This is a genomic window from Candidatus Nitrosopumilus sediminis (assembly GCF_000299395.1).
Taxonomy (GTDB): Archaea; Thermoproteota; Nitrososphaeria; order Nitrososphaerales; family Nitrosopumilaceae; genus Nitrosopumilus; species Nitrosopumilus sediminis.
Genome location: NC_018656.1, coordinates 816,430 through 835,033, shown reverse-complemented (window position 1 = coordinate 835,033; position 18,604 = coordinate 816,430). Strand labels below are relative to the sequence as shown.

Annotated in this window: 26 protein-coding genes; 8 read left to right on the top strand and 18 right to left on the bottom strand. The window is 32.1% G+C overall.

Features of this window, described 5'->3' with window-relative positions; translation table 11 throughout:
• Positions 1 to 2 precede the first annotated feature (2 nt).
• The gene (locus NSED_RS05160) at positions 3 to 2,606 is read right to left on the bottom strand and encodes a DEAD/DEAH box helicase (RefSeq protein ID WP_016940329.1); all 2,604 of its coding nucleotides are present in this window, start codon (positions 2,604 to 2,606) and stop codon (positions 3 to 5) included.
• A gap of 271 nt (positions 2,607 to 2,877) precedes the next feature.
• Here NSED_RS05160 and NSED_RS05155 point away from each other — a divergent pair, with 271 nt between their 5' ends.
• Both NSED_RS05155 and NSED_RS05150 read left to right on the top strand, forming a co-directional pair.
• Positions 2,878 to 3,294 carry a hypothetical protein gene (locus tag NSED_RS05155; RefSeq protein WP_014965193.1) on the top strand — a complete coding sequence of 139 codons (417 nt, stop codon included), beginning with the start codon at positions 2,878 to 2,880 and terminating at the stop codon, positions 3,292 to 3,294.
• A 72-nt stretch (positions 3,295 to 3,366) separates the two neighbouring features.
• Positions 3,367 to 4,014, top strand: a complete 648-nt coding sequence (locus tag NSED_RS05150) for a PD-(D/E)XK nuclease family protein (RefSeq protein WP_232212405.1) — start codon at positions 3,367 to 3,369, stop codon at positions 4,012 to 4,014.
• A gap of 2 nt (positions 4,015 to 4,016) precedes the next feature.
• Here NSED_RS05150 and NSED_RS05145 read toward each other — a convergent pair whose 3' ends face one another.
• Positions 4,017 to 4,697 carry a V-type ATP synthase subunit I domain-containing protein gene (locus NSED_RS05145; RefSeq protein WP_014965191.1) on the bottom strand — a complete coding sequence of 227 codons (681 nt, stop codon included), beginning with the start codon at positions 4,695 to 4,697 and terminating at the stop codon, positions 4,017 to 4,019.
• A gap of 281 nt (positions 4,698 to 4,978) precedes the next feature.
• A complete protein-coding gene (locus NSED_RS05135) occupies positions 4,979 to 5,212 on the bottom strand; it encodes a hypothetical protein (protein ID WP_014965190.1) in 234 nt (77 codons plus the stop codon).
• A gap of 1,072 nt (positions 5,213 to 6,284) precedes the next feature.
• Between NSED_RS05135 and NSED_RS05130 the strand changes: the two genes are divergently transcribed.
• Complete coding sequence (locus NSED_RS05130) at positions 6,285 to 6,575, top strand: rhodanese-like domain-containing protein (RefSeq protein ID WP_016940334.1); 291 nt, start codon at positions 6,285 to 6,287, stop codon at positions 6,573 to 6,575.
• A 10-nt stretch (positions 6,576 to 6,585) separates the two neighbouring features.
• On the opposite strand, the gene NSED_RS05125 is transcribed toward NSED_RS05130, so the two are convergent.
• Entirely contained in the window at positions 6,586 to 6,936 is a 351-nt protein-coding gene (locus tag NSED_RS05125; protein ID WP_014965188.1) for a hypothetical protein, read from the bottom strand.
• A 70-nt stretch (positions 6,937 to 7,006) separates the two neighbouring features.
• Between NSED_RS05125 and NSED_RS05120 the strand changes: the two genes are divergently transcribed.
• The gene (locus tag NSED_RS05120) at positions 7,007 to 7,228 is read left to right on the top strand and encodes a hypothetical protein (protein ID WP_014965187.1); all 222 of its coding nucleotides are present in this window, start codon (positions 7,007 to 7,009) and stop codon (positions 7,226 to 7,228) included.
• Positions 7,229 to 7,406: 178 nt separating this feature from the next.
• On the opposite strand, the gene NSED_RS05115 is transcribed toward NSED_RS05120, so the two are convergent.
• From NSED_RS05115 to NSED_RS05085, 9 genes are all read right to left on the bottom strand, one after another.
• Positions 7,407 to 7,799 (bottom strand): hypothetical protein, encoded by a 393-nt coding sequence (locus NSED_RS05115; protein ID WP_232212407.1) that lies wholly within the window; start codon positions 7,797 to 7,799, stop codon positions 7,407 to 7,409.
• 56 nt (positions 7,800 to 7,855) lie between these two features.
• On the bottom strand, positions 7,856 to 8,014 hold the full coding sequence (locus tag NSED_RS10485) for a hypothetical protein (RefSeq protein ID WP_016940335.1): 159 nt from the start codon (positions 8,012 to 8,014) through the stop codon (positions 7,856 to 7,858).
• Positions 8,015 to 8,052: 38 nt separating this feature from the next.
• Entirely contained in the window at positions 8,053 to 9,099 is a 1,047-nt protein-coding gene (locus NSED_RS05110; RefSeq protein ID WP_014965185.1) for a hypothetical protein, read from the bottom strand.
• 378 nt (positions 9,100 to 9,477) lie between these two features.
• A complete protein-coding gene (locus NSED_RS05105) occupies positions 9,478 to 9,945 on the bottom strand; it encodes a hypothetical protein (protein ID WP_014965184.1) in 468 nt (155 codons plus the stop codon).
• 172 nt (positions 9,946 to 10,117) lie between these two features.
• Positions 10,118 to 10,351 carry a hypothetical protein gene (locus NSED_RS05100; RefSeq protein ID WP_026090122.1) on the bottom strand — a complete coding sequence of 78 codons (234 nt, stop codon included), beginning with the start codon at positions 10,349 to 10,351 and terminating at the stop codon, positions 10,118 to 10,120.
• A gap of 128 nt (positions 10,352 to 10,479) precedes the next feature.
• On the bottom strand, positions 10,480 to 10,614 hold the full coding sequence (locus NSED_RS10960) for a hypothetical protein (RefSeq protein ID WP_272942438.1): 135 nt from the start codon (positions 10,612 to 10,614) through the stop codon (positions 10,480 to 10,482).
• A 442-nt stretch (positions 10,615 to 11,056) separates the two neighbouring features.
• Positions 11,057 to 11,413: a hypothetical protein gene (locus NSED_RS05095; RefSeq protein ID WP_232212408.1), complete on the bottom strand. Its 357-nt coding sequence runs from the start codon at positions 11,411 to 11,413 to the stop codon at positions 11,057 to 11,059.
• 22 nt (positions 11,414 to 11,435) lie between these two features.
• Entirely contained in the window at positions 11,436 to 12,023 is a 588-nt protein-coding gene (locus tag NSED_RS05090; protein WP_014965181.1) for a hypothetical protein, read from the bottom strand.
• A 41-nt stretch (positions 12,024 to 12,064) separates the two neighbouring features.
• Positions 12,065 to 12,271, bottom strand: coding sequence for a hypothetical protein (locus tag NSED_RS05085; RefSeq protein ID WP_014965180.1), 207 nt, complete (start codon positions 12,269 to 12,271; stop codon positions 12,065 to 12,067).
• Positions 12,272 to 12,804: 533 nt separating this feature from the next.
• On the opposite strand from NSED_RS05085, the gene NSED_RS05075 reads away from it, so the two are divergent.
• From NSED_RS05075 to NSED_RS10480, 3 genes are all read left to right on the top strand, one after another.
• The gene (locus NSED_RS05075) at positions 12,805 to 13,707 is read left to right on the top strand and encodes a matrixin family metalloprotease (protein ID WP_014965178.1); all 903 of its coding nucleotides are present in this window, start codon (positions 12,805 to 12,807) and stop codon (positions 13,705 to 13,707) included.
• Between the two features lie 423 nt (positions 13,708 to 14,130).
• Positions 14,131 to 14,667, top strand: a complete 537-nt coding sequence (locus NSED_RS05070; RefSeq protein ID WP_014965177.1) for a hypothetical protein — start codon at positions 14,131 to 14,133, stop codon at positions 14,665 to 14,667.
• A 55-nt stretch (positions 14,668 to 14,722) separates the two neighbouring features.
• Positions 14,723 to 14,863 (top strand): hypothetical protein, encoded by a 141-nt coding sequence (locus NSED_RS10480; RefSeq protein WP_016940338.1) that lies wholly within the window; start codon positions 14,723 to 14,725, stop codon positions 14,861 to 14,863.
• Here the strand turns inward: NSED_RS10480 and NSED_RS05065 are convergent.
• The 3 genes from NSED_RS05065 to NSED_RS05050 form a co-directional block, all read right to left on the bottom strand.
• Positions 14,860 to 15,126: a hypothetical protein gene (locus NSED_RS05065; RefSeq protein WP_014965176.1), complete on the bottom strand. Its 267-nt coding sequence runs from the start codon at positions 15,124 to 15,126 to the stop codon at positions 14,860 to 14,862. The genes NSED_RS10480 and NSED_RS05065 overlap by 4 nt on opposite strands.
• Before the next feature lie 338 nt (positions 15,127 to 15,464).
• Positions 15,465 to 15,704, bottom strand: a complete 240-nt coding sequence (locus NSED_RS05055; protein ID WP_014965175.1) for a hypothetical protein — start codon at positions 15,702 to 15,704, stop codon at positions 15,465 to 15,467.
• A gap of 63 nt (positions 15,705 to 15,767) precedes the next feature.
• A complete protein-coding gene (locus NSED_RS05050) occupies positions 15,768 to 16,085 on the bottom strand; it encodes a GIY-YIG nuclease family protein (protein ID WP_014965174.1) in 318 nt (105 codons plus the stop codon).
• A gap of 280 nt (positions 16,086 to 16,365) precedes the next feature.
• Between NSED_RS05050 and NSED_RS05045 the strand changes: the two genes are divergently transcribed.
• On the top strand, positions 16,366 to 18,048 hold the full coding sequence (locus NSED_RS05045) for a helicase C-terminal domain-containing protein (protein WP_076797506.1): 1,683 nt from the start codon (positions 16,366 to 16,368) through the stop codon (positions 18,046 to 18,048).
• An 11-nt stretch (positions 18,049 to 18,059) separates the two neighbouring features.
• Here NSED_RS05045 and NSED_RS05040 read toward each other — a convergent pair whose 3' ends face one another.
• Positions 18,060 to 18,257, bottom strand: a complete 198-nt coding sequence (locus tag NSED_RS05040; protein WP_014965172.1) for a hypothetical protein — start codon at positions 18,255 to 18,257, stop codon at positions 18,060 to 18,062.
• 33 nt (positions 18,258 to 18,290) lie between these two features.
• Positions 18,291 to 18,503: a hypothetical protein gene (locus NSED_RS05035; RefSeq protein WP_014965171.1), complete on the bottom strand. Its 213-nt coding sequence runs from the start codon at positions 18,501 to 18,503 to the stop codon at positions 18,291 to 18,293.
• Positions 18,504 to 18,604 lie beyond the last annotated feature (101 nt).

Here is an 18,604-nt window from a genome sequence, read left to right as displayed (position 1 = left end):
ATTCAAGGTTTTTGAAAAGATAAAAGAAATTCTTTTGCCCCCTTCTTTGTCAATTCTTTATTTTTCGTCTGACAATAACCTGTTGTGAATGTACATTTTGGACATCCACCCCAATCCTTCTCTTCAGTTTTCTCCGTTGGACAATCACAATCCTCTATCAAAGAAAAAGCGATATTGAGAACTTTTTCAAATTCATCAAAAATAATTTTACTGCATCCGTTAAATCCGTCAGAAGAATTATCGTATATGTAGATTATTCCATTGTCATAATATGAATCGATGTCACTTGATTCTGACTTTGTTAAAATCTTGCTTGCATTTACTAGTACGTGGGCAATTGTATGTACTCTGGAATCATTGACTATTGGACTTTTAGAGTTTGAGATTGATTTTGATAGAAACTCTGAAGGTATGGTAATGCTTACTGCTGAATGTTTTGATTTCCAATGGAAGTTTCTCCACCCTGATATACTACTTCCATTATACATTGTGAATTTGTCTGCTGATTCATTGTAGTTTCCTTTCATATATCCTGTAATGGTTCTGTCTAGAGAGATTATTCCATATCTCAAAGAGATTTTTTTGTCTTTTACGATGACCTCTCTGTGCTTTGCTTTCCCTTCTGATGCCTGAATAATACTTGTTTTGACTATTGGCATTGTCCTCTTGCCCTTTTCATTTGATCTTACGAGGTATGCTCTTGCTCCATTTTGAGATTTAATCAGTGAATTAACCTCATAGTTTTGCTTGTTAAAATGGTAGATTGCCTTTTGATGTAATTGATAATATCCTACAGGAACTCCACGTGTCCCGATTTTTCTAGAATTATAATAGATGCCAATTTCTCCTGATGTCCCTCGTAAGTTTATGCTGTTTGCAAAATCAAAAAATTGAGATTTATCTGATTCTGTTGCAGATATCTCTTCGATCTCTGCTGATTCGATATGTTTGTCAGAAATTATGGGATTTTTCTTGTTAATTGGTATGATGTGATCTTGTTTTAGATATTCATCGATATGCCGTGCAAAATAATGACATGCCGCATCATCTGGATCAAATACACAGATTGCATATGATTTTTGACCCATCCGTCCAGCTCTGCCGATTCTTTGAATAAATGAATCAAACTCGTTTTTGAATGCAGATATTACTACATCAACATGTCCGATATCGATTCCTAATTCCAGTGTGGGTGTGCAAGAAAGGACATCAAGTTCACCTGCTTTCATTTGGGACTCGTACAATTTCCTATCTCTTTGATCTAGTCCCCCTCTGTGAATTTGAATTCTGATTCCCTCATTTGCATTTTCGACATTTGATGCAAGAAATTCTGCATCGTTGTGAGAATTACTAAAAACCAGCTGAGTCGATTTGTTTTTGTAACAAATAGATGATAACATCTCCATTGTAGTTCTTTGTCTGAATTTTCTAGGCATTATGAAAAACATGTGCATGTTTTGCTTCCTTCTAAATTCACTTTTGATATATGAGAATGAACTTTCAGGTAAATCAAACATGTTTGAAAAAAACTCTTTTGAGTTATCTAGCGTAGCAGATGATCCGATAAATTGAACTTTCCCCATGTATCGCTTCATCCTCTTAAGAACTTGGTACACGTTTGAACCATGAAAACTTGTATAGGAATGGGCCTCATCTATTACAATTATTTTTGCATTTTTGAATAACTCATTCCATTTTTTGTCTTGTAAAATTAGGTGGTAATTAATAAAATCAAAATTTGTTGCAATGATTAGAGCTTTTTCATTTGCATCTGAAATTATCATGTCTTTGTATTCTGTACTTTGACCTCCATGAATGGAGTATATTCCAACTTTGTTTCCTAGTTTGCATTTCTGAATTAAATCAGATATCTTTGATACTTGATCATCTATTAGCGCATTTAGTGGATACACCAGTAAGGTAAACACTCCTGGTGTGGGATTTTCTGAAATTTTTTGAAGAATTGGTATGGCAAAAGCTTCTGTCTTTCCTGAGCCTGTGGGTGCTGAAATTATTGAATTGTTTCCTTTTAGAATTTCGCGAATGGATTCTTCTTGAAATGGCAAGAGCCCTGAAAATCCATACTTTTCTAATCCTTTGATGATGTTATCTGATAAGACATCTTTTAGAGATTCAATTGGGATTTTATCAGCCTCTGGCGCAATCAATCTTTCATAGTGGATAAGCGCAAGTGATTCTTCTTTATGCCCTTGAATGATCTCTCTGATGATATAGTCATTCTCAATTAGTGATTTTGGAATCTTGTTTATGTCAAAAAGAATGCTTTGCGGTATCGGAATTTTTGGTGCTGGATCTTTTTTCTCTACTCTGGCATATTTTTTTATTTCATCTGGGAAATATTCTCCTGATTTTGTTGGTCCATCACATCTATGTGGCTCATCTGTTCTTGAATCAATTGGGATGAACTTTCCACTGTCTGATTTGAATCCCTCATCCCAGTAAATTTCAGCACCGCATCCTTTAGAGCACTGCTTTGTTCTTCCTGAATAATTAACACCATACGTTGGGGATTTGATCTGAATTTTTTCGGGATTGCATTTAGGGCATACCCACGGCCCTCCAACATCTTCATAGCTTTGTACCATCCTTGTGTCGCAATTGTAGCAAAATTTCATGAATGAAGTTTTTAGCTCATTTACCATTAATGAACATATGATATTCTATGATTACCAATGGGATCTTTTCAAACATACTTAAGACTCTGTATTGTATATGGAAACTATGGGATGGAAAAAAACTCTGAGTAAATTTTGTGTTATGAAAAAGGTTCGAGACAAGGCAAATGAGCCTGATGATGAAGAATAGTCTTCAATTTTTATTAAAAAATTATTAATAAAATACCCTGCTCTTGGTGTTATGCCGCTAGATAAAATCACTAATCCTGAAGAGTTTACATTAACACACGATTCTGTTGTTTTACACACTCAGGGCAAGCCCGTTGCTTGCATTATTGACAAGAATATTGATAATGAATCACGATATACATCACTGCCTAATGACCCTAGTCTTAAGGCTAGTTTGATAGGTTTTTTGAACAAACACGAGGACTTGGGGCTGTTAATGGGGTTTAAGCTTAAAATTCAGACAGATACTGAATTTTTTGAGTATACAGTATATCCTACTGATGAGTTCATAGATTGTGTAATCTACGATGAATCTATTTTTATCATCAATGACAAAATGGATAATCTCTTTAGATTGAGAAGAATTGTAACTGATCAATTTGTTAAAACTAGATCTGAATTTGAAAAGTTCAAACAAATGATGACATGATGCATATTTTATTTTTCCAAATGATTCAATAACTACTAATCTATGAAATTTTTATTGGTAAATTTTACCCAAATGTTGAAAGCTAGGGAGCCAGAACTTTTGGAAAGAGAAGATGGACATTGGTATCAGACAAAATTTGATAAAATATATCCATCAATTAGCACGATTTTATCTGCTACTGCTCCAGAGCATAAAAAAAATGGTTTAGCAATATGGAAGGAAAATGAACCTGCACACGAGTACATTACAAAACAAGCTCAAGATATAGGCACACAATCACATAAAATTATTGAGGATTTTCTAAGTAATAATTTGTCTCTAGATGAATTTGATCTGTTGCCTATTGCTCATTTTAATAATCTGAAACCTTTTTTGGAGAATATTTCTGATGTGACCAGCATAGAACAAAGAATGTATTCTGATAAATTGCAAGTTGCAGGAACTAGTGATTTGATTGCAGAATATAATGGCGAACTTTCAATCATTGACTATAAAACAAAAAGAAAGCCTCAGGTTGATGAATACATGTACGAATATTACTTGCAAACTACATGTTATGCACAAATGTTTCAAGAGGTTACTGGTCAGAAAATCAACCAAGTTGTGATTTTAGTTAGTAGCGAGAAGAATACTAGACAAGAATTTATCAAAAACTGTGATGACTATATTCAACCCATGCTAGAACGCGTTGAAAAATATTATCTTAACAGTTTGGAATAATTTTAGGATAAATTATCGAGTTTTTTATCTAATTCTTGAACCTGTTTTGTAAAGTCACTGACTATGTCATCTAATATTTCTGGTTTTTCATATTCTGTACGCACTTTTCCATTTGACCAGTCAAACATGGCATCAAGAATTTCTGCAGCTTGTTTGGAATTATCAGCTAAATCTTTAATGTTTAGATATTTTTTCATTTTTTTATCGTTGGGGTAAATTACCATTTCTCCTGATTCGTGAATTCTATATTGCTGTTGTGTAATGGCATTTTTAAAATCTAATAGAAATAATCCATTTATGGCATTTTGCATCTTCTCTGAATAGTTCATTTTTTTACAAATTCTTTTTACCATGTGTTCCAATGTACTGTCTTTATCAAAACCATCTTCAAGTTTTATTGGATTGATTATAATTTTTAGAAATTTCTTTATTGCATCTAATTGTGAATTGATATATGACAATTCTGAATATGTTGTAAACATATTCATCTCTTCTTGTTTAGTTTGAAATGTTTCTAATTTACTAATTAACTCGCTCATTGAATGTGAAAATGCTTTCCTAAATTGTATGAAATTTCTAAAAAAATCTTCATCGTGATATTCTTTATTGAAGTGAATCAACCCCTGCGACTCAATATCATTTAGAATCATCAGTGTTGCTTTATAGTTAGGATCAAAACTCAATGATTTTTTGAATTTTCTGTGAACTTAAGCATATTGTTCGGTTTAGATTGCTATATTATTAAAAAATGAATAGATTGCGAGCTATTGCTTTAGAGAAATTAAAAGGAGATGATTATCTTGGAGGTAATTTGACAAGTAACATGAAAACGAATAAAGAAATTAAATTATTAAAAATGGAATTGATGAACACATTGAAATCTAGTGATAATACATACTATGGGCTGTCTCTTGAAAGTTTAATTTTAAACCATTAAAAATAACCTTGATTTCCTAAATTTTTACTAATTTACGCCTTTTCTTCTTATCATTTTTTCATCTTGAAAGTTAATGGTTTTTTCAAATTCTTTGAGCTTTCTTTTGACCTCTTGCCTTTCTTCATCTGTTTGTTCACGTATGATAGTATCTTCCATATCTACAAAATTCTCACATTTTTTACATAGCCACATTGTTTGTTTTTCTGCTTCATGATGTTCTGGTAATCTTCTACTATTGCATTGTTTACAAAATAATGGCATATGGTTTCTGTAGGACCAGTTAACTTAAGCGTATTGGAGTTTCAGACGTGGTTTCTTTATGTATGATGAATTGCTTACTAAAGTATGATAACAAAAGAACAAAAGATAGAAATTTTTAAAAACCTATTTTCAAGTCTTAGAAAAAAACTCATTCAATCAAATACTGAACGTTTATCTGAAAAGTATAGAAGATTGCCTTTGGACTAGAAATCCATACTTTTTTCTGACTTTTTAGATATATAGAATTGATAAATTATTACCTGTATACAAATTTTATTTTTCACATTTTATTTAATAATTTGCTTAATTGTAAACTCCAAATGCTTAAGTTCATTGTACATATAAAACCAAATGGCGCTACAGATGGACAAAGAACGGTTAAGGGTAAAAAGTGGTAGGAGTAAAGGTTGTAGAGATTGTATTATTCATAGATGTGTTCCAAACAGCTGTACATGTGATTGCCATAAATGATTTTTTAAATTAATCAAACAAATTTAATCACAAAAAGTTTACTCACAACTTAGTCTTTGTTAGATTCTTGTTTGTGCTCTTTACGTCTTTTCTGTTTAGCGCCACCGCCAATATTATGTCCACTTGGTAATTTCTTAGTCATATCTATCATTTACCTATCGTTCATGTATACCTTTGTAGTTTCTTTCTCTTGACACAGATTATTTGAATAGTCAAGGTTAGTTTCTAAACTCTTTTTGAGAATTAACTAATTTCATAATAGAGGGGAATTTTTATTATTTTAGGCGTGAAAGAGCTAGAACAATGTAAAAGAATTGATTAGTTAGAAGAAGCTAATTAGGATGATCTAATTTTCATACCGTTTAAATTCTATTTTATCCAAAATTTTTCATGAAACAAGACTCATGCAGACGTTGTGGTCATGAATTAGAGATTAATAAAAAATGCAATGTTTGTAACGAAGCAAATCAATTTTTTTGTCATAAATGTGGGTATCTCACTGAAGAACAAATTCATTTTCAATGCATGATGGTTAGTATGGATCGTGTATTGCTTAGGAATTAAAGTGCAGAAATAAATTACAGCATATCCTTTGTTATTCATGGCAGATAAAATTACTGCAAAAGAGTTAATGTCTCAAAAAAATGATTTTGTGATAATCGATGTCAGAGAAGCTGATGAACTAGAGGGTGGAAAAATTGAGGACTCTATTCACATGCCTTTGGGATTGAGTATCCGAAATGCAAAGAAAAAACAGATTGAACACCTCAAGGATAAGAAAATTTGTACCTATTGTGGAACCGGTTATAGAGGAAATATTGCAGCTGATGAACTAGTAAAAGAAGGATTCAATGCAATCACTTTGGAAGGCGGCTATCCTTCATGGAATTAATCTTAATTTTTTATTCATTCCAAATTGGTTGAGTCTTTAACCATGCAATCAAATCTCTGTACAAATTACTTTTTTGCATATTCAGAACTCCAATTTCAAGGTTAGTCGATGATTTTACAGTTTTTGTATATTTGTCATAAACTGCAAAAATAATTTTATCTAGAAACATTTCATTCTGCATCTCTTTTTTTGCCAGTTCTTCTGATTCTGTCATGGCAAAACTGGCAAACAATACTCCATCAACCCAGTAGGCGTTTGCTGCCTCTAATGATGACATCATCCCGATTAAATCGTCAAGATTCAGCTTTATCATATCTCTGACGTATATTTTGTCATATGGCTTGTGTACAAATTCTGTCATGACGTTTCCTTTACGTTTGGTTTAAAGAACATTTTGGAAATTTTATATCTGGTTTTTTAGAAATAATATCATGAGTAATGACGAATCTGAACACGATATGTTTGTAACAGAATTTCCAAAGAAAGGGTTTGGAATTGTGGACTATCTTCAAGGCAGGGTACATTTTTCTTTAATGGATCAAATGAAATTAATGCACAAATCTGGAATGACTAAAATTCAAATCAAAGAAACGATACTTGCTAGTGTTACTGAGATAATTGATAACTTTGAGCCTGAATCAAAAAGTCCTTGATTCCATTTTTGAAGATTCTGCCATGATAATTTTATGGCATTGACAGGAGCAGTTGGTATGTGGCATATCGTTATCCATTCTGTACTTGCATTCTTTGGTGTGCTCTATCATTGTCAAATTAGATGTGTTCACTTATCTTGTTTCAAATTTAAAAACTTCTTTAAAAAATCTGTTCGGTTTATTGTTTAGTAGGATCTTTGCTTAGTATATTCAAAACATGCTCAATAATTTGTTTCTGACCTCCTTCATGAACATCTGTTCTTACTGTATCAGACCCCATACTGACAAAAATCAAATTATCATCCCCTAGTGGAAACGTCATTCTTGTGATTTTTTCAAATGTTGCAACAGCATACAGCCCTTGACCTATTTTTGGAGCTAATTCTTTTCTTCCTTTCCATGCTACTGACGCTCTCTTTAATGAGGCCGCAGTCTCTTCTGGAGACAGATAATTTGTAATTCCTTCTCTATGGCTGGTTGCTAAAATGTTTCCATCATTGTCTGTAATTGCACTATGTCTGATATTTACATCCGAATCCATTATTCGTTTTAAGAGATTCTCGAAATTCATCTAATCATTTACGTCAAAATAATACTTAAGTGTGCCTAGATATTCAACAATGATTTTTACATCGTTGAAGATTTACATTCAAAATAATCTCTTACTGCATTATTGAACTTCTCCAACAATTGCTGATTACTAAAACCAGATTCTTCTAGCAGTTTCCAAGATTTTTTTATGTCTTCTTTTAAAATATACAAAGTTCTTTTATCGTCACAATGCATACCTATCTAATAGTAAAACCGAATTTAATCTTTGTAAACTATGTCGTAGATTCAACTGGGATAGAAATTTTCTTTCTAGCTAATTTTACAGCAATCATTCCCATTATTGCACCTGGAATGCCTATCAAGACTAGAATTATTGCCAAAGTTTGTGAAAATTCTGATAATAAAGTATACCCTGACACCCCGCTGAATACATAAAATTGAATGTAGGCCATTCCAACTAGTGGCATACTATTAATTATGAATACAGCTCCTACTAGTCCTCCTGCAACAGTCTCTCTGAATTTGTTAATTCTGATTTTGTCATTCATTACTGCATCTGCCAATAATGTGACAATCATGGGTGCTGCAAACCATGGCAAAAATCCCCACAATGACTCGTTTGGTATGACATTTGCTGTGATATTAAGAATAATTAATCCTGCAACTGATGCACTTGACCAACCAAATTTTTTCATAGATTTTACAGCTCCCCAGAAAATCAATGTACAGAAAAATGGCATGGTTGCAGACAGAATAATTGCAGCAACATAAGGGTCCGGATTCAAGTTCATTGTTTCTCCTTTAGAAATTGGTAAAGTAAATTGGAAGATAAATGCAATAACAATAAACCATAATGCTGAAAACCCTACCGTTAATCCAGGTTTTATCACTTTGAAATTATATCGAATCAGCCTTGTTAATCCTATAATTATCCCCACTGACTGAATCAAAATGCCTGTAATGAGTGTCAGGTGAGTTGGACTCAAAAGTCCATCTGTCCCAAATAATTCATGCCACAAATAATCCCCTGGGCCTGCAACTATTTGGATCATACTTCCAACAATGATTAATTTCAAACCCAGTGAAAATGATTCATGACGGATTTCTTTATTTTTTCCAATGATCCACAATAATGCAATTGCAGCAACAAGAGATATTCCAACACCTGAATATAGTACAGCATGTGGTGGCGTGAAAAATGATTCTGGTGCACCTATTGCATGACTGGTAATGTCCCAACTCCCGCCCCAAATCTCCAAAACACTACCAAATAGTGAAACAAGTAAAATGAATACTACAATTTTTGGCCCCAATTTCATATTTGAAGACAAAAAAGTTTCTTTATCAATATTGTGAATTAAAAAATAATGCTTTAGATCGTTCTAAAGCGGTTGGTTAGTGCTACTTGATTTTTTAAGTTTACACCAACAATTGGGACTGCAACTATTTGCAGACATTTTATTCGTCTGATATTAGCCAGGAAAGGCCGATTACTTCTTCCCAACTTTGTTGATTATTGTCATCTTGCATATTATACCATATGTGAATTTTCTATTTAACAAAGATGAACGATTTATCAGTATAATTTCTCAGTACAAAAGAGTAGTAATTCATTATATACAAATTGAATTATTATTGTTACCCGACCATACCTGGTGAAGATTCAATCCTAGAATTTTTGAATCTCACCTTTTTCTTTAATTTTGAGAATTTGCAGTTTTCTCGTAATAGTATTCTTGTTTTTTCAAATCTTTCTCAGAAATGATTCTGCATTTTCGCATTGGAACTAGTCGTGAAATCTGTTCATACGTGTTCATGTCTCTGACATCTGCGGCATATGCAATTTGTAATAATGGTGGCTTTTCTACAATCATTGGTTTTGCTTGCTCATATCCTCCACTTTGCCTCATTCCAGTTCGAAACAACCCTAGATTATTATCATTTTTTGAAATTTGAGGATCTTGATATGCACAAATTGCAAACTCATCATTCTCTTTCTCAATTATTGTCAGTCTAGTAAATTTGTCACTCCAATCCTCGATCTCTTTTGCGATGGATAGAGCCTCATTTTTGTCCTCAAAAACTGTTGATACCACTAGTCTATCTTTCTCATAGGCCCAAGATATTCCATAAAAGTTGTTTTTCCATGTAATATCCAATGACATACTTGACAATTCATTTGTAATCAAAATAATGCTTTCTAATTGCTAAGACTCCGCAGATATCTTTAGTTAAATTGGATTTTGTCCGATTTTGGAAAACATGATAATCCAATTTTTCTATGTAATGATGCCTATGCTGAACTCTTCAAATTTGAGCCTGAATAAAAAAACTGTTCTAGCACTGTTTTTCACATTCACATTGTCTACTCATAAACAAATTCTTGAATGCTTCAAATTTTGACTGACCAATTGATGGTTTTTTCCTTCCAACAATTTTGAACAGATTGATTCCTGTCTCCGCGCTAGTTCCTTTTAGTGCCCACGATCCATTTTTCATTAGATATGGTTGTGGGTTTTTCATTGACACTTTTTTTCGTGCTTTGATATCATATGCCTCTATTTTTGACATGTGCCCTAATGACAAAATAACTATTACAAATCTAAAGTGAGTTTTTTCACAGTTTTTAGTTTAAAAATTATTTGATTTCTTGCCTGGCTTTGAAAATCCAAGAATGTTTTCATGACTTAAAAAATAATTCATGGTGCAATTATGGGCATCAATTCACAATCACACTCATCTCTTTTTCCACAGTATGGACAGTTGCAATCACAAAAAATTAGAGCTTGCCTGCATGAGCTGCATTTTGTATATTCTGCAAAATCTTCACGCATAAAAAATAATGGTGATTGAAATTGATAAATCTCACGTTAGAAATTATTAAAATCAATCAAATTTTTTCTCTAATTCTAAACAAATGTTTGAATAATGAATACTTCTTCTTTTATATCTCGAGGCTGAATAGTAAATGACGCCTTCGATTAGTGGTCTAGGCATGCTATAAACGACCACTATTCCAAGACGTTGATTATCTTTTTTTCAATAATGCTTCTTCTGGAGATTTTTCTTTGTTTGATTCCCAATGCCAATTATGATGTTTTTTCCAATGGGCTTCTAGTTCTTCAGTAGTTGGTTCGTTACCCAAAGGGGTGCCGCATAATTTACACTGTATCATTTTTTGTAACTGCTTGCTTTTTCTTTTTTGATTTTAAAATTGGATGACACTGTACAGGCAAATTCTCATCATCCATGAAATAATTATTAATTACTTTAAAATTAAGAGTTTGCTTTTTGTGTAGACTGTTTCTTTTTAGAATGTTTCTTCCCTTCCCTAAATTTATCTCTCTTCCTTTTTCTTTCTAAATCTAATATTGAATATGCCTTTCCAGTTTCACAAAGTTTCATCTCTCCAGTATATTCATCATGAATTGAATCAAACAAACCATTTGATAATAATTCTCCTACAATACTCCATGCCATGTCTTCAGACACATCAAATTTGTACGAAATAGTTGAAACTTTTGTGAAATAACCATTTTTAGAATTTCTTATAATAAATTGTTCAACTTTTTGCTCTGTTGTCAAACTAGGTTCTCTTTTTTTAAAATTTCTGTATGGTTTTCTTTCTGACATTATCTCACTATCTCTTATTGTTTTAATCCTTGGCATTAAATGTGTCAGGATCATTGTTTCCTGGCATATATTTTGCTCCTAGTTTATTTTTCATTTTTTCATCAAACTCTTCTTGTAGCCTAGTAAGATAGATTTCCGCTTCTGTTTCATCCTCTGGAATTCCAGTATCTGTATCAAAATTAAACCCCGTTGCTAAATGATAGAATTCCTCAAAAAATTCTTTGCAATCAATCACATCTGCTTTTTCATCAATTCTTGTAACTAGACAATCATTATCGATTCTAAAATTAAGACAAATTTCTTCTTCAATCATTACATCTACTATGACTGACATAAGATATGCTACATATTTTTTATCTAGTTTTCCTTCATTTTTGTTTGCAATCCACAATTCATTTCCATCTAAGAAATTGTCAAATGTCCTTACTATCATGTCTCGAATATTTGAATCTGGATGAGATAATTTCGACTTCCATGATTCAAATTTTCCAGGTTCTGTGTATACGGCGTCAAATGTTAGATCTTCATTAATTTGTTCAAATTCCCAAATTTCTTTATTGGTCCACATTGGTGAAAATTCTGCAATCAATTCTCTAGTAGTTTGATCCAATAAAATTTCTGTTTTTCTCCGATGTTTAATCTTATCTTGAATCAGTTGTTTATTCCTGATTTCAAAAATTCAAGTGTGCATTCTGCTAATCCCTTACTGGTATGATTTTTGATATCATGTTTGCAATTTGGGCAAACTCCTGATTCTTCCTCAGATAACCCATCACCCACTTGTTTCATACAGCATTCCATCAATTCATCTGTGGAATGAGATTCCATTGCAAGCTTACAAGTAGGACATTCAGTCAAATCAATACAGTTTGATGGTAATTGTATTGTTAATAAATTATATTTAATTTCATATGAACTCTAATGTGAATAAAAAAGAAAAATTTCAAGAGGAATTACTTTGTACTTGTAATGAACATGTATATTTTGAGATAATTAATGATATAGAATGTGATTGGGGAAATCATCAGGTAATTCAGTGTCCTAAATGTGAAGAACTTTTTTCTATTGATTGTGAGTGCCCCGCGTTTCAAAATGTTTTGAAATTGTTAAAACATAACGCTTTTTTATTTTCTAACACAGAAAAATCAGACTATTTGAAAAACTCTCATCCCAAATGAAATTTTTGGCCACAGATAAAATTGGTAATCAATGTCGAACTGCCTAAGCGATTACCAATATCCAGCTACTCCATGGCAATAATTCCTATTTTATAATTCTCTTAAAATAAAAAAAGTGTGATAAAATTGATTCAATTTACTAAAAAATTCGATCGAGGCTAATCCTTTTGATTTGATAGAAAGTTTTAGGTATTATTTCCTCTTCTAATCCATATGAAAGGCATTTTTGTATTAGTTGCATTTGTTATGATTCTTGGATATGTCTGGTATGAGGATTTACTTCCATTCGGATTTGATACTTCGTCTATTGGATTTTCCCCCTCTGTTGAAAGTATTCAGCAAATATCTAACGTTGTCACATCCAAAGATCATCAAATAATCTACTATTCGTTTGCTGATGTTCCTGATATTCCAAATAAACAAATCCCTGTTGACGCATTGAAAAAAGCTATTGATACTTGGGAGCAATCTAACCCAAACTTGGAATTTATACAATCTGAAAATTCTAACATTGAAATCAAATGGCAAAAATATGCATCATCTACTCATACAGGACTTGCAACATGTAATAGCGTATTGTTTGGAATTTTAACTCATTGTGTTTTAGAAATTTCTGTTGGAGCAGAAGACTGTGCATCTAATTTTGTCCAAAACGATGAGAATATGGTTACAAATATTTTGATGCATGAAATTGGCCATGCATTGGGGTTGGGCCATTCAAGCAAAAAAGATCATTTGATGTATTCTACTGAAACACCTGAAATCTCATTTAATTCTAAAGGATATACTGTACCTGAAAGATTTGAAGAACTTTTTGTTGGTCAGCAACAATTGTTAATTGACAAACAAGAATTGCAATCTGAAATTGAATTCCTTGATGTTGAAATTGCCCGAGAACAATCCCAATATGATGAATATTACAAACAATACCAATATTATGAAGGCAAAACACTTGAATCTCATGAATTCGACAAAGCCCAAAATGTTCTATCGAAATTAAATTCACAAGGCAAAAAAATCAATTCTATGATTGATCAACAAAATAATCTAATTGAAAATATTAACGAAATTCTAAACCAACTTGGCTGCAATCCTAATTTTGAAATTACGTCTTAACTAAATAATAGAAATAGTCCTACAATTAACGCTGCTACTGAAATACCCATCCACGCATAAAACTTTGTCATCATGATAAACCCTTGATTTTGCTGAAATTAATAGTTTGGAATTAAGAAAGCAAGCAAATTTGACATCCTTTATCATCGGCCCTTTGGGGGTTACGTTTGGATGTCAAATCCGCAATCACCTTGCTTTCAAAATTCGTATTGATTTCTATTCTTAAAAATTCTTAAAATAAAACATGTCTTGAATTTTGATCAAAAAGGGTTGAAAAAGCGATCCATTTTTTATTCTTGGTTTAATTGAGCCTAAAATTTTCTAATAATGTGTATAATATTTTCCAAGTCTTTATTTCATAAAAAATGAATTTATCTCAAAATATACAAGAATAATTTTATTCTCAGTGAAATAGAGTCTATCATGGCTGAAAATACCACTTTGGAATGGGCTCCTGAATTCACTCTGAGGTGGTCTGATTTTCAAGCCGAATCTAATCCTGCAGTCTTTGAAGACTCACACAGCGTCATCAAATACAGATTTACTTGGACTGTGAATTCTGAAAAAATAGGTGAGCAAATTGTTTTCTTTATTGAGGATATTCGTATTTTTGTAGAGTTTCATCCTTTGCTTTCTTGGGTGCGATTAACTGCGGCCACTGATTCATTACTAAAACATGAACAGGGAACTTTTGACCTTGCTGAATTAGTCAAAAATGAGAATATCGTTAAATTACAAGAACAATTTTATTCAAAACATTTTCCCACTCGAGGTCAAAATGAGGAGCAACGAAAACAATTTGCAAAGGAGGATTCTGGAAAGATGATTAATGCTGAGGTTGAAAAGTTACAACAGCTGTATGATGAAAAGTCTTTGAAATACCATGACGAAACAAATTATGGCCTGAATGTTGAGCAGCAATCAAAATATGATTTGTTATTCATGAAATTAAAACAATAATTTGTCTTGCAGTGTAGTCTGATTTGTTATATGTTTGTATTATGAATTTTGATTCATGGAAACTGCAAAGTTACCTAAATTCAAATGGACTGAATTATCTGAGCAAAACTCGGGTCACACTCCAAATGAGTGGGGAACACAAAAAAAATCTAATACAATGACATTTGTATCCTACACTGTTTCTTGGGATGATTAGGTCCTATTTTCAATTATTTTGTTTTCTGGAATCGAATTAATGTAATTTACTAAACTCCGATAATATTTTAAATGAAATTCCAAATCTCTAATTTCTGTCTGTTTTAATTCTTCAAGCTCTGGACCAAAATCTGTATTGTTTGTTTGAATGTGGTTTAATGTAGTTTCATTTACTTCAATCATGTGAAAAAGACTATGCAATACTTCTCCTTTGGTAAGGGTCCTATCACATGATTTTTGTAGTATTTTTTCAACCCAATCCATGTTGGATGATAAAATAATTGTTATATCCGCTCCTGAAATTGAAAAAGTCTTACCTTTGCTCTATTTTTTTTAGTCTATTATTATGCGACTATTTTTTTTGAGCCTGCTTTTTCCTATTCATGATTTCCTTATTTCGTTCAATGTCTGAATGAACTTCAACATGATCATATAGTTTTTCTTTTGAATCAAATATTTGCTCGCAATAGTAACACTGATGCATTCCTAAATTACGTCTATCTAAGATAAATTGCTTTACTTGAAAAATTCAAAATTTGTTCCTAATACCATGATTGATGAGTTTAATATTGAAAATAATATGGATGATAATCTAGAATAGATTATCTCCCATTTTCTGCTTTAACTTTTGCTGCAAGGTCTCCGAAAGGATCTTCATGCCATTGTTCTTTATTTAATTTGACCATACCTGTTTCTGATTCAAAGACTCCTTGTTCTGCAGCTGGTGCCAGTACTGCATCATCTCGAAGATAGTTTTCTTGGTTATCATGGGCATAAACCATTATTCCTGCTAAGGCGGCTACTCCGATTGCAATACCTGCATAAATTATTGCGTTTGACATGAAATTTGCTAGTGATTTTTTGTATTAATCTAGTAAGACTTCAATGCATTGCAGTGAAATCATTTAGCGAGTTTCTATCTTGATCTCTGAATTACAAACTGGGATGCTGCCAGTTTCATTTTTGAAGTCTTCTATCAATCTCAATTGCATTTCTTTTGGATTATCGTCAAACACTCTTTGATATGATGAAGTTTTTTGCATGCATTCGCTTCCGTCAAAATCAGTATCTACATAATTTGCAAATGTTTTTTCAAGATTATCTGTATAGCCTATGTATATTGGATCTTTCTTTCTATTATACAGAACATATACTCCTGGGTTTGGTTTTACATATTGGGCACTGTCTGTCCATACTCTCATTTTATCATCTAATAATTCCATGATTTAAGATGTTGATACTAGATATTAAACTCATCAATACGCTTAAGTTCATGGAATATTCTGAATTGTATTGAAACTATCGCAAAATGACAAAAAAGCAATAACTGTAAGTATATTGATGTTGGCAGGAATTACCATATACACATTCTCAACTATTTTATAAAATGAACTTTCTTACATTTTTTGAAACTAGAAAAAAGGATCTATGTGTTGAACTAGATGACAATTTTTGATATCACAAGAACCTTCATGATTTTAATACAGAGTATAAAGAAATGAAATCCTGTCCTTATTAGAAAAATTCCCAGATCAATTTACTCCTAGAGAAATTCAAAAAGAGATCTTATCTCAAATTGAAGAGAAATTAAAATCAGGATTTAAGAAAATTATTTTATGTGCTCCAACAGGTGTAGGAAAGTCTCTAGTTGGAGCAACCGTTTCCAGCTATTTTGACAGCTCCTTTACTGTAACTGCGTCAAAACATCTCCAAGATCAATATATCAAAGATATTCCGTTTCTAAAACCCGTAAAAGGAAAGCAAAATTTTCCATGTCTTAAATTGATGGATTCAGAAAAAGTCAATAATGATAGAAGGGCGATGAGATGGGGGTTGACCTGTGATAAAGGTGAATGCCAGGAAAGGGTGAATAAAAATGGGAAAGAAATTTTTGAAGTTTGTAAATTCAAGCCTACAATCAAACAAGTAGAAGAGAATACTCAAGATTCTCTGTCATGCCACTATTACATGCAAAAATATGATGCACTAGTTTCAAAACATTCTCTTTGGAATTATCATGCATTCTTCACAATTATGAAATTTAACAAAAAGCTCTTTGAGGAATATCTTGATAGAAAAGTAACCGTTTTTGATGAAGCCCACAAAATAGAGGATCAAATTATTCAGTTTGTTGGATTTGATATTTTTAGTGGACAAGTGGATGAATGTAATCTGAATTCTGAAAAATATGATTTTACTGATTTAGATTCAATGATACAGCTAACAGATGATATGGCTTTTTCATATGCCAAAAAAATTAAAGACATTAAAGAAAGTGCAGCGTTTCAAAATAATCCAGATTATGAATTGATTACTGGATTGGAGCGCCGACATGACCGGTCGGCTCAAGCAAAAATTGACATCATGTCTGATAAAGACAATTTTGTTGTTAATGAACCTATGAAAGATTTGAATGGTAATTTTAGAACCATTTCTGTAAAGCCAATCGACGTTTCCAAATTTGCAAATTCTTTTTTTGAAACTGAGTATCAAATTTTCATGTCTGCAACAATTGATAAATCTAGTTTTTGTGAAAACATGGGATTGCGACAAGACGATGTTGCATTTGTTGACACTCCAAAATCCCCATTCCCTATTGAAAATAGAAGTATTGATCTTCTTAACATCAGGAGGTTAAGTTATGGTTCAACTGAAAAGGATGAACTTGAAGTGATTAAAACAATTGATCGAATAATGGATGAGCATTCTGATGAACGTGGATTAATTTTAACATCATCTATTCCTAGATGTCAAAAAATTCTTAGATATTTGTCTCCCAAGAATACTCAAAGAATTAGACTATGTCATAGTAAAAACAAAGATGGAAAAACTCAAGACGAGGTAATTTCTGAACATGCTACTGATCCTACGGGAGTTTTGCTTTCCTCTTCGTTATGGGAAGGTGTTGATTTGAAGGATGATTTGTCAAGATTTCAAATAATTGCCAAGGTTCCATATCCAAATTACACTGAAAAGAGAACAAGGGCAAAAATGAACAAATTCCCTCTATGGTATACCTCTCAAACCCTTACTAAGATCCTTCAGGGTTTTGGGCGTTCAATTAGAAGTGAAGATGATTGGGCAAAAACATACGTTTTGGATACTGCAGTAAATAATGTCTTTTTCAAAGGGCAGCAAATGATTCCAAAAGCATACTATGATGTTTTAGGAATCGATACTGCTTGAATGTGGGGAGTTTACTTTCTATCTGCACAAGCACATTTAACATAAACCATTTTGAATTCTCCGTCTGTTTTTATATTATGTGACATTGGTTTTCTACACTGCTGGCATTCTGTGAATCCAAAATATTCTTCTACTTTGATTAGTTTGTAGTCCCAAGATTTTTTCTCCTCATTCCAAAAAACAGAGTTTATCTCAGAGGGACCTTCCATAATTTAATGAAAACAGTTTCATTAATTAATTTTCTATGGATTTAAATTCTTAAAATCTAGACATTTTTGATCAAATTCATTTAGGTATTTTTTTGCATTGATTTGAGAATCCATGACGTATAACTCACATGTTTCTGAATCAATTAGTTGAGCTGAATTATTACTATTTGTCATTACTTGTAATGCAAGAATGCTCACTAGTGCAATTATTACAATTATTGCAAATTTACTCGAGTAAATATCCATAAGTTTGAAATAATATTTTTGAACTTAAATCTAATCATTGGGTAAAAAGTTGAGAAATTAACCTGTAGTAGATTGTAGTCGTCTAAAAAGTAGTTCTTCTA

What these genes read in the sequence shown, in the direction of transcription:
- NSED_RS05135 (WP_014965190.1), bottom strand. Translation starts at nt 5,212, where the DNA reads ATGCCATTATTTTGTAAACAATGCAATAGTAGAAGATTACCAGAACAT.
- NSED_RS05155 (WP_014965193.1), top strand. Translation starts at nt 2,878, where the DNA reads ATGCCGCTAGATAAAATCACTAATCCTGAAGAGTTTACATTAACACAC.
- NSED_RS05110 (WP_014965185.1), bottom strand. Translation starts at nt 9,099, where the DNA reads ATGAAATTGGGGCCAAAAATTGTAGTATTCATTTTACTTGTTTCACTA.
- NSED_RS05075 (WP_014965178.1), top strand. Translation starts at nt 12,805, where the DNA reads ATGAAAGGCATTTTTGTATTAGTTGCATTTGTTATGATTCTTGGATAT.
- NSED_RS05130 (WP_016940334.1), top strand. Translation starts at nt 6,285, where the DNA reads ATGGCAGATAAAATTACTGCAAAAGAGTTAATGTCTCAAAAAAATGAT.
- NSED_RS10480 (WP_016940338.1), top strand. Translation starts at nt 14,723, where the DNA reads ATGGAAACTGCAAAGTTACCTAAATTCAAATGGACTGAATTATCTGAG.
- NSED_RS05095 (WP_232212408.1), bottom strand. Translation starts at nt 11,413, where the DNA reads ATGTCAGAAAGAAAACCATACAGAAATTTTAAAAAAAGAGAACCTAGT.
- NSED_RS05065 (WP_014965176.1), bottom strand. Translation starts at nt 15,126, where the DNA reads ATGGATTGGGTTGAAAAAATACTACAAAAATCATGTGATAGGACCCTT.
- NSED_RS05055 (WP_014965175.1), bottom strand. Translation starts at nt 15,704, where the DNA reads ATGTCAAACGCAATAATTTATGCAGGTATTGCAATCGGAGTAGCCGCC.
- NSED_RS05050 (WP_014965174.1), bottom strand. Translation starts at nt 16,085, where the DNA reads ATGGAATTATTAGATGATAAAATGAGAGTATGGACAGACAGTGCCCAA.
- NSED_RS05040 (WP_014965172.1), bottom strand. Translation starts at nt 18,257, where the DNA reads ATGGAAGGTCCCTCTGAGATAAACTCTGTTTTTTGGAATGAGGAGAAA.
- NSED_RS05120 (WP_014965187.1), top strand. Translation starts at nt 7,007, where the DNA reads ATGAGTAATGACGAATCTGAACACGATATGTTTGTAACAGAATTTCCA.
- NSED_RS05105 (WP_014965184.1), bottom strand. Translation starts at nt 9,945, where the DNA reads ATGTCATTGGATATTACATGGAAAAACAACTTTTATGGAATATCTTGG.
- NSED_RS05125 (WP_014965188.1), bottom strand. Translation starts at nt 6,936, where the DNA reads ATGACAGAATTTGTACACAAGCCATATGACAAAATATACGTCAGAGAT.
- NSED_RS10960 (WP_272942438.1), bottom strand. Translation starts at nt 10,614, where the DNA reads ATGCGTGAAGATTTTGCAGAATATACAAAATGCAGCTCATGCAGGCAA.
- NSED_RS05035 (WP_014965171.1), bottom strand. Translation starts at nt 18,503, where the DNA reads ATGGATATTTACTCGAGTAAATTTGCAATAATTGTAATAATTGCACTA.
- NSED_RS05150 (WP_232212405.1), top strand. Translation starts at nt 3,367, where the DNA reads ATGTTGAAAGCTAGGGAGCCAGAACTTTTGGAAAGAGAAGATGGACAT.
- NSED_RS05115 (WP_232212407.1), bottom strand. Translation starts at nt 7,799, where the DNA reads ATGAATTTCGAGAATCTCTTAAAACGAATAATGGATTCGGATGTAAAT.
- NSED_RS05070 (WP_014965177.1), top strand. Translation starts at nt 14,131, where the DNA reads ATGGCTGAAAATACCACTTTGGAATGGGCTCCTGAATTCACTCTGAGG.
- NSED_RS05100 (WP_026090122.1), bottom strand. Translation starts at nt 10,351, where the DNA reads ATGTCAAAAATAGAGGCATATGATATCAAAGCACGAAAAAAAGTGTCA.
- NSED_RS05160 (WP_016940329.1), bottom strand. Translation starts at nt 2,606, where the DNA reads ATGGTACAAAGCTATGAAGATGTTGGAGGGCCGTGGGTATGCCCTAAA.
- NSED_RS10485 (WP_016940335.1), bottom strand. Translation starts at nt 8,014, where the DNA reads ATGCATTGTGACGATAAAAGAACTTTGTATATTTTAAAAGAAGACATA.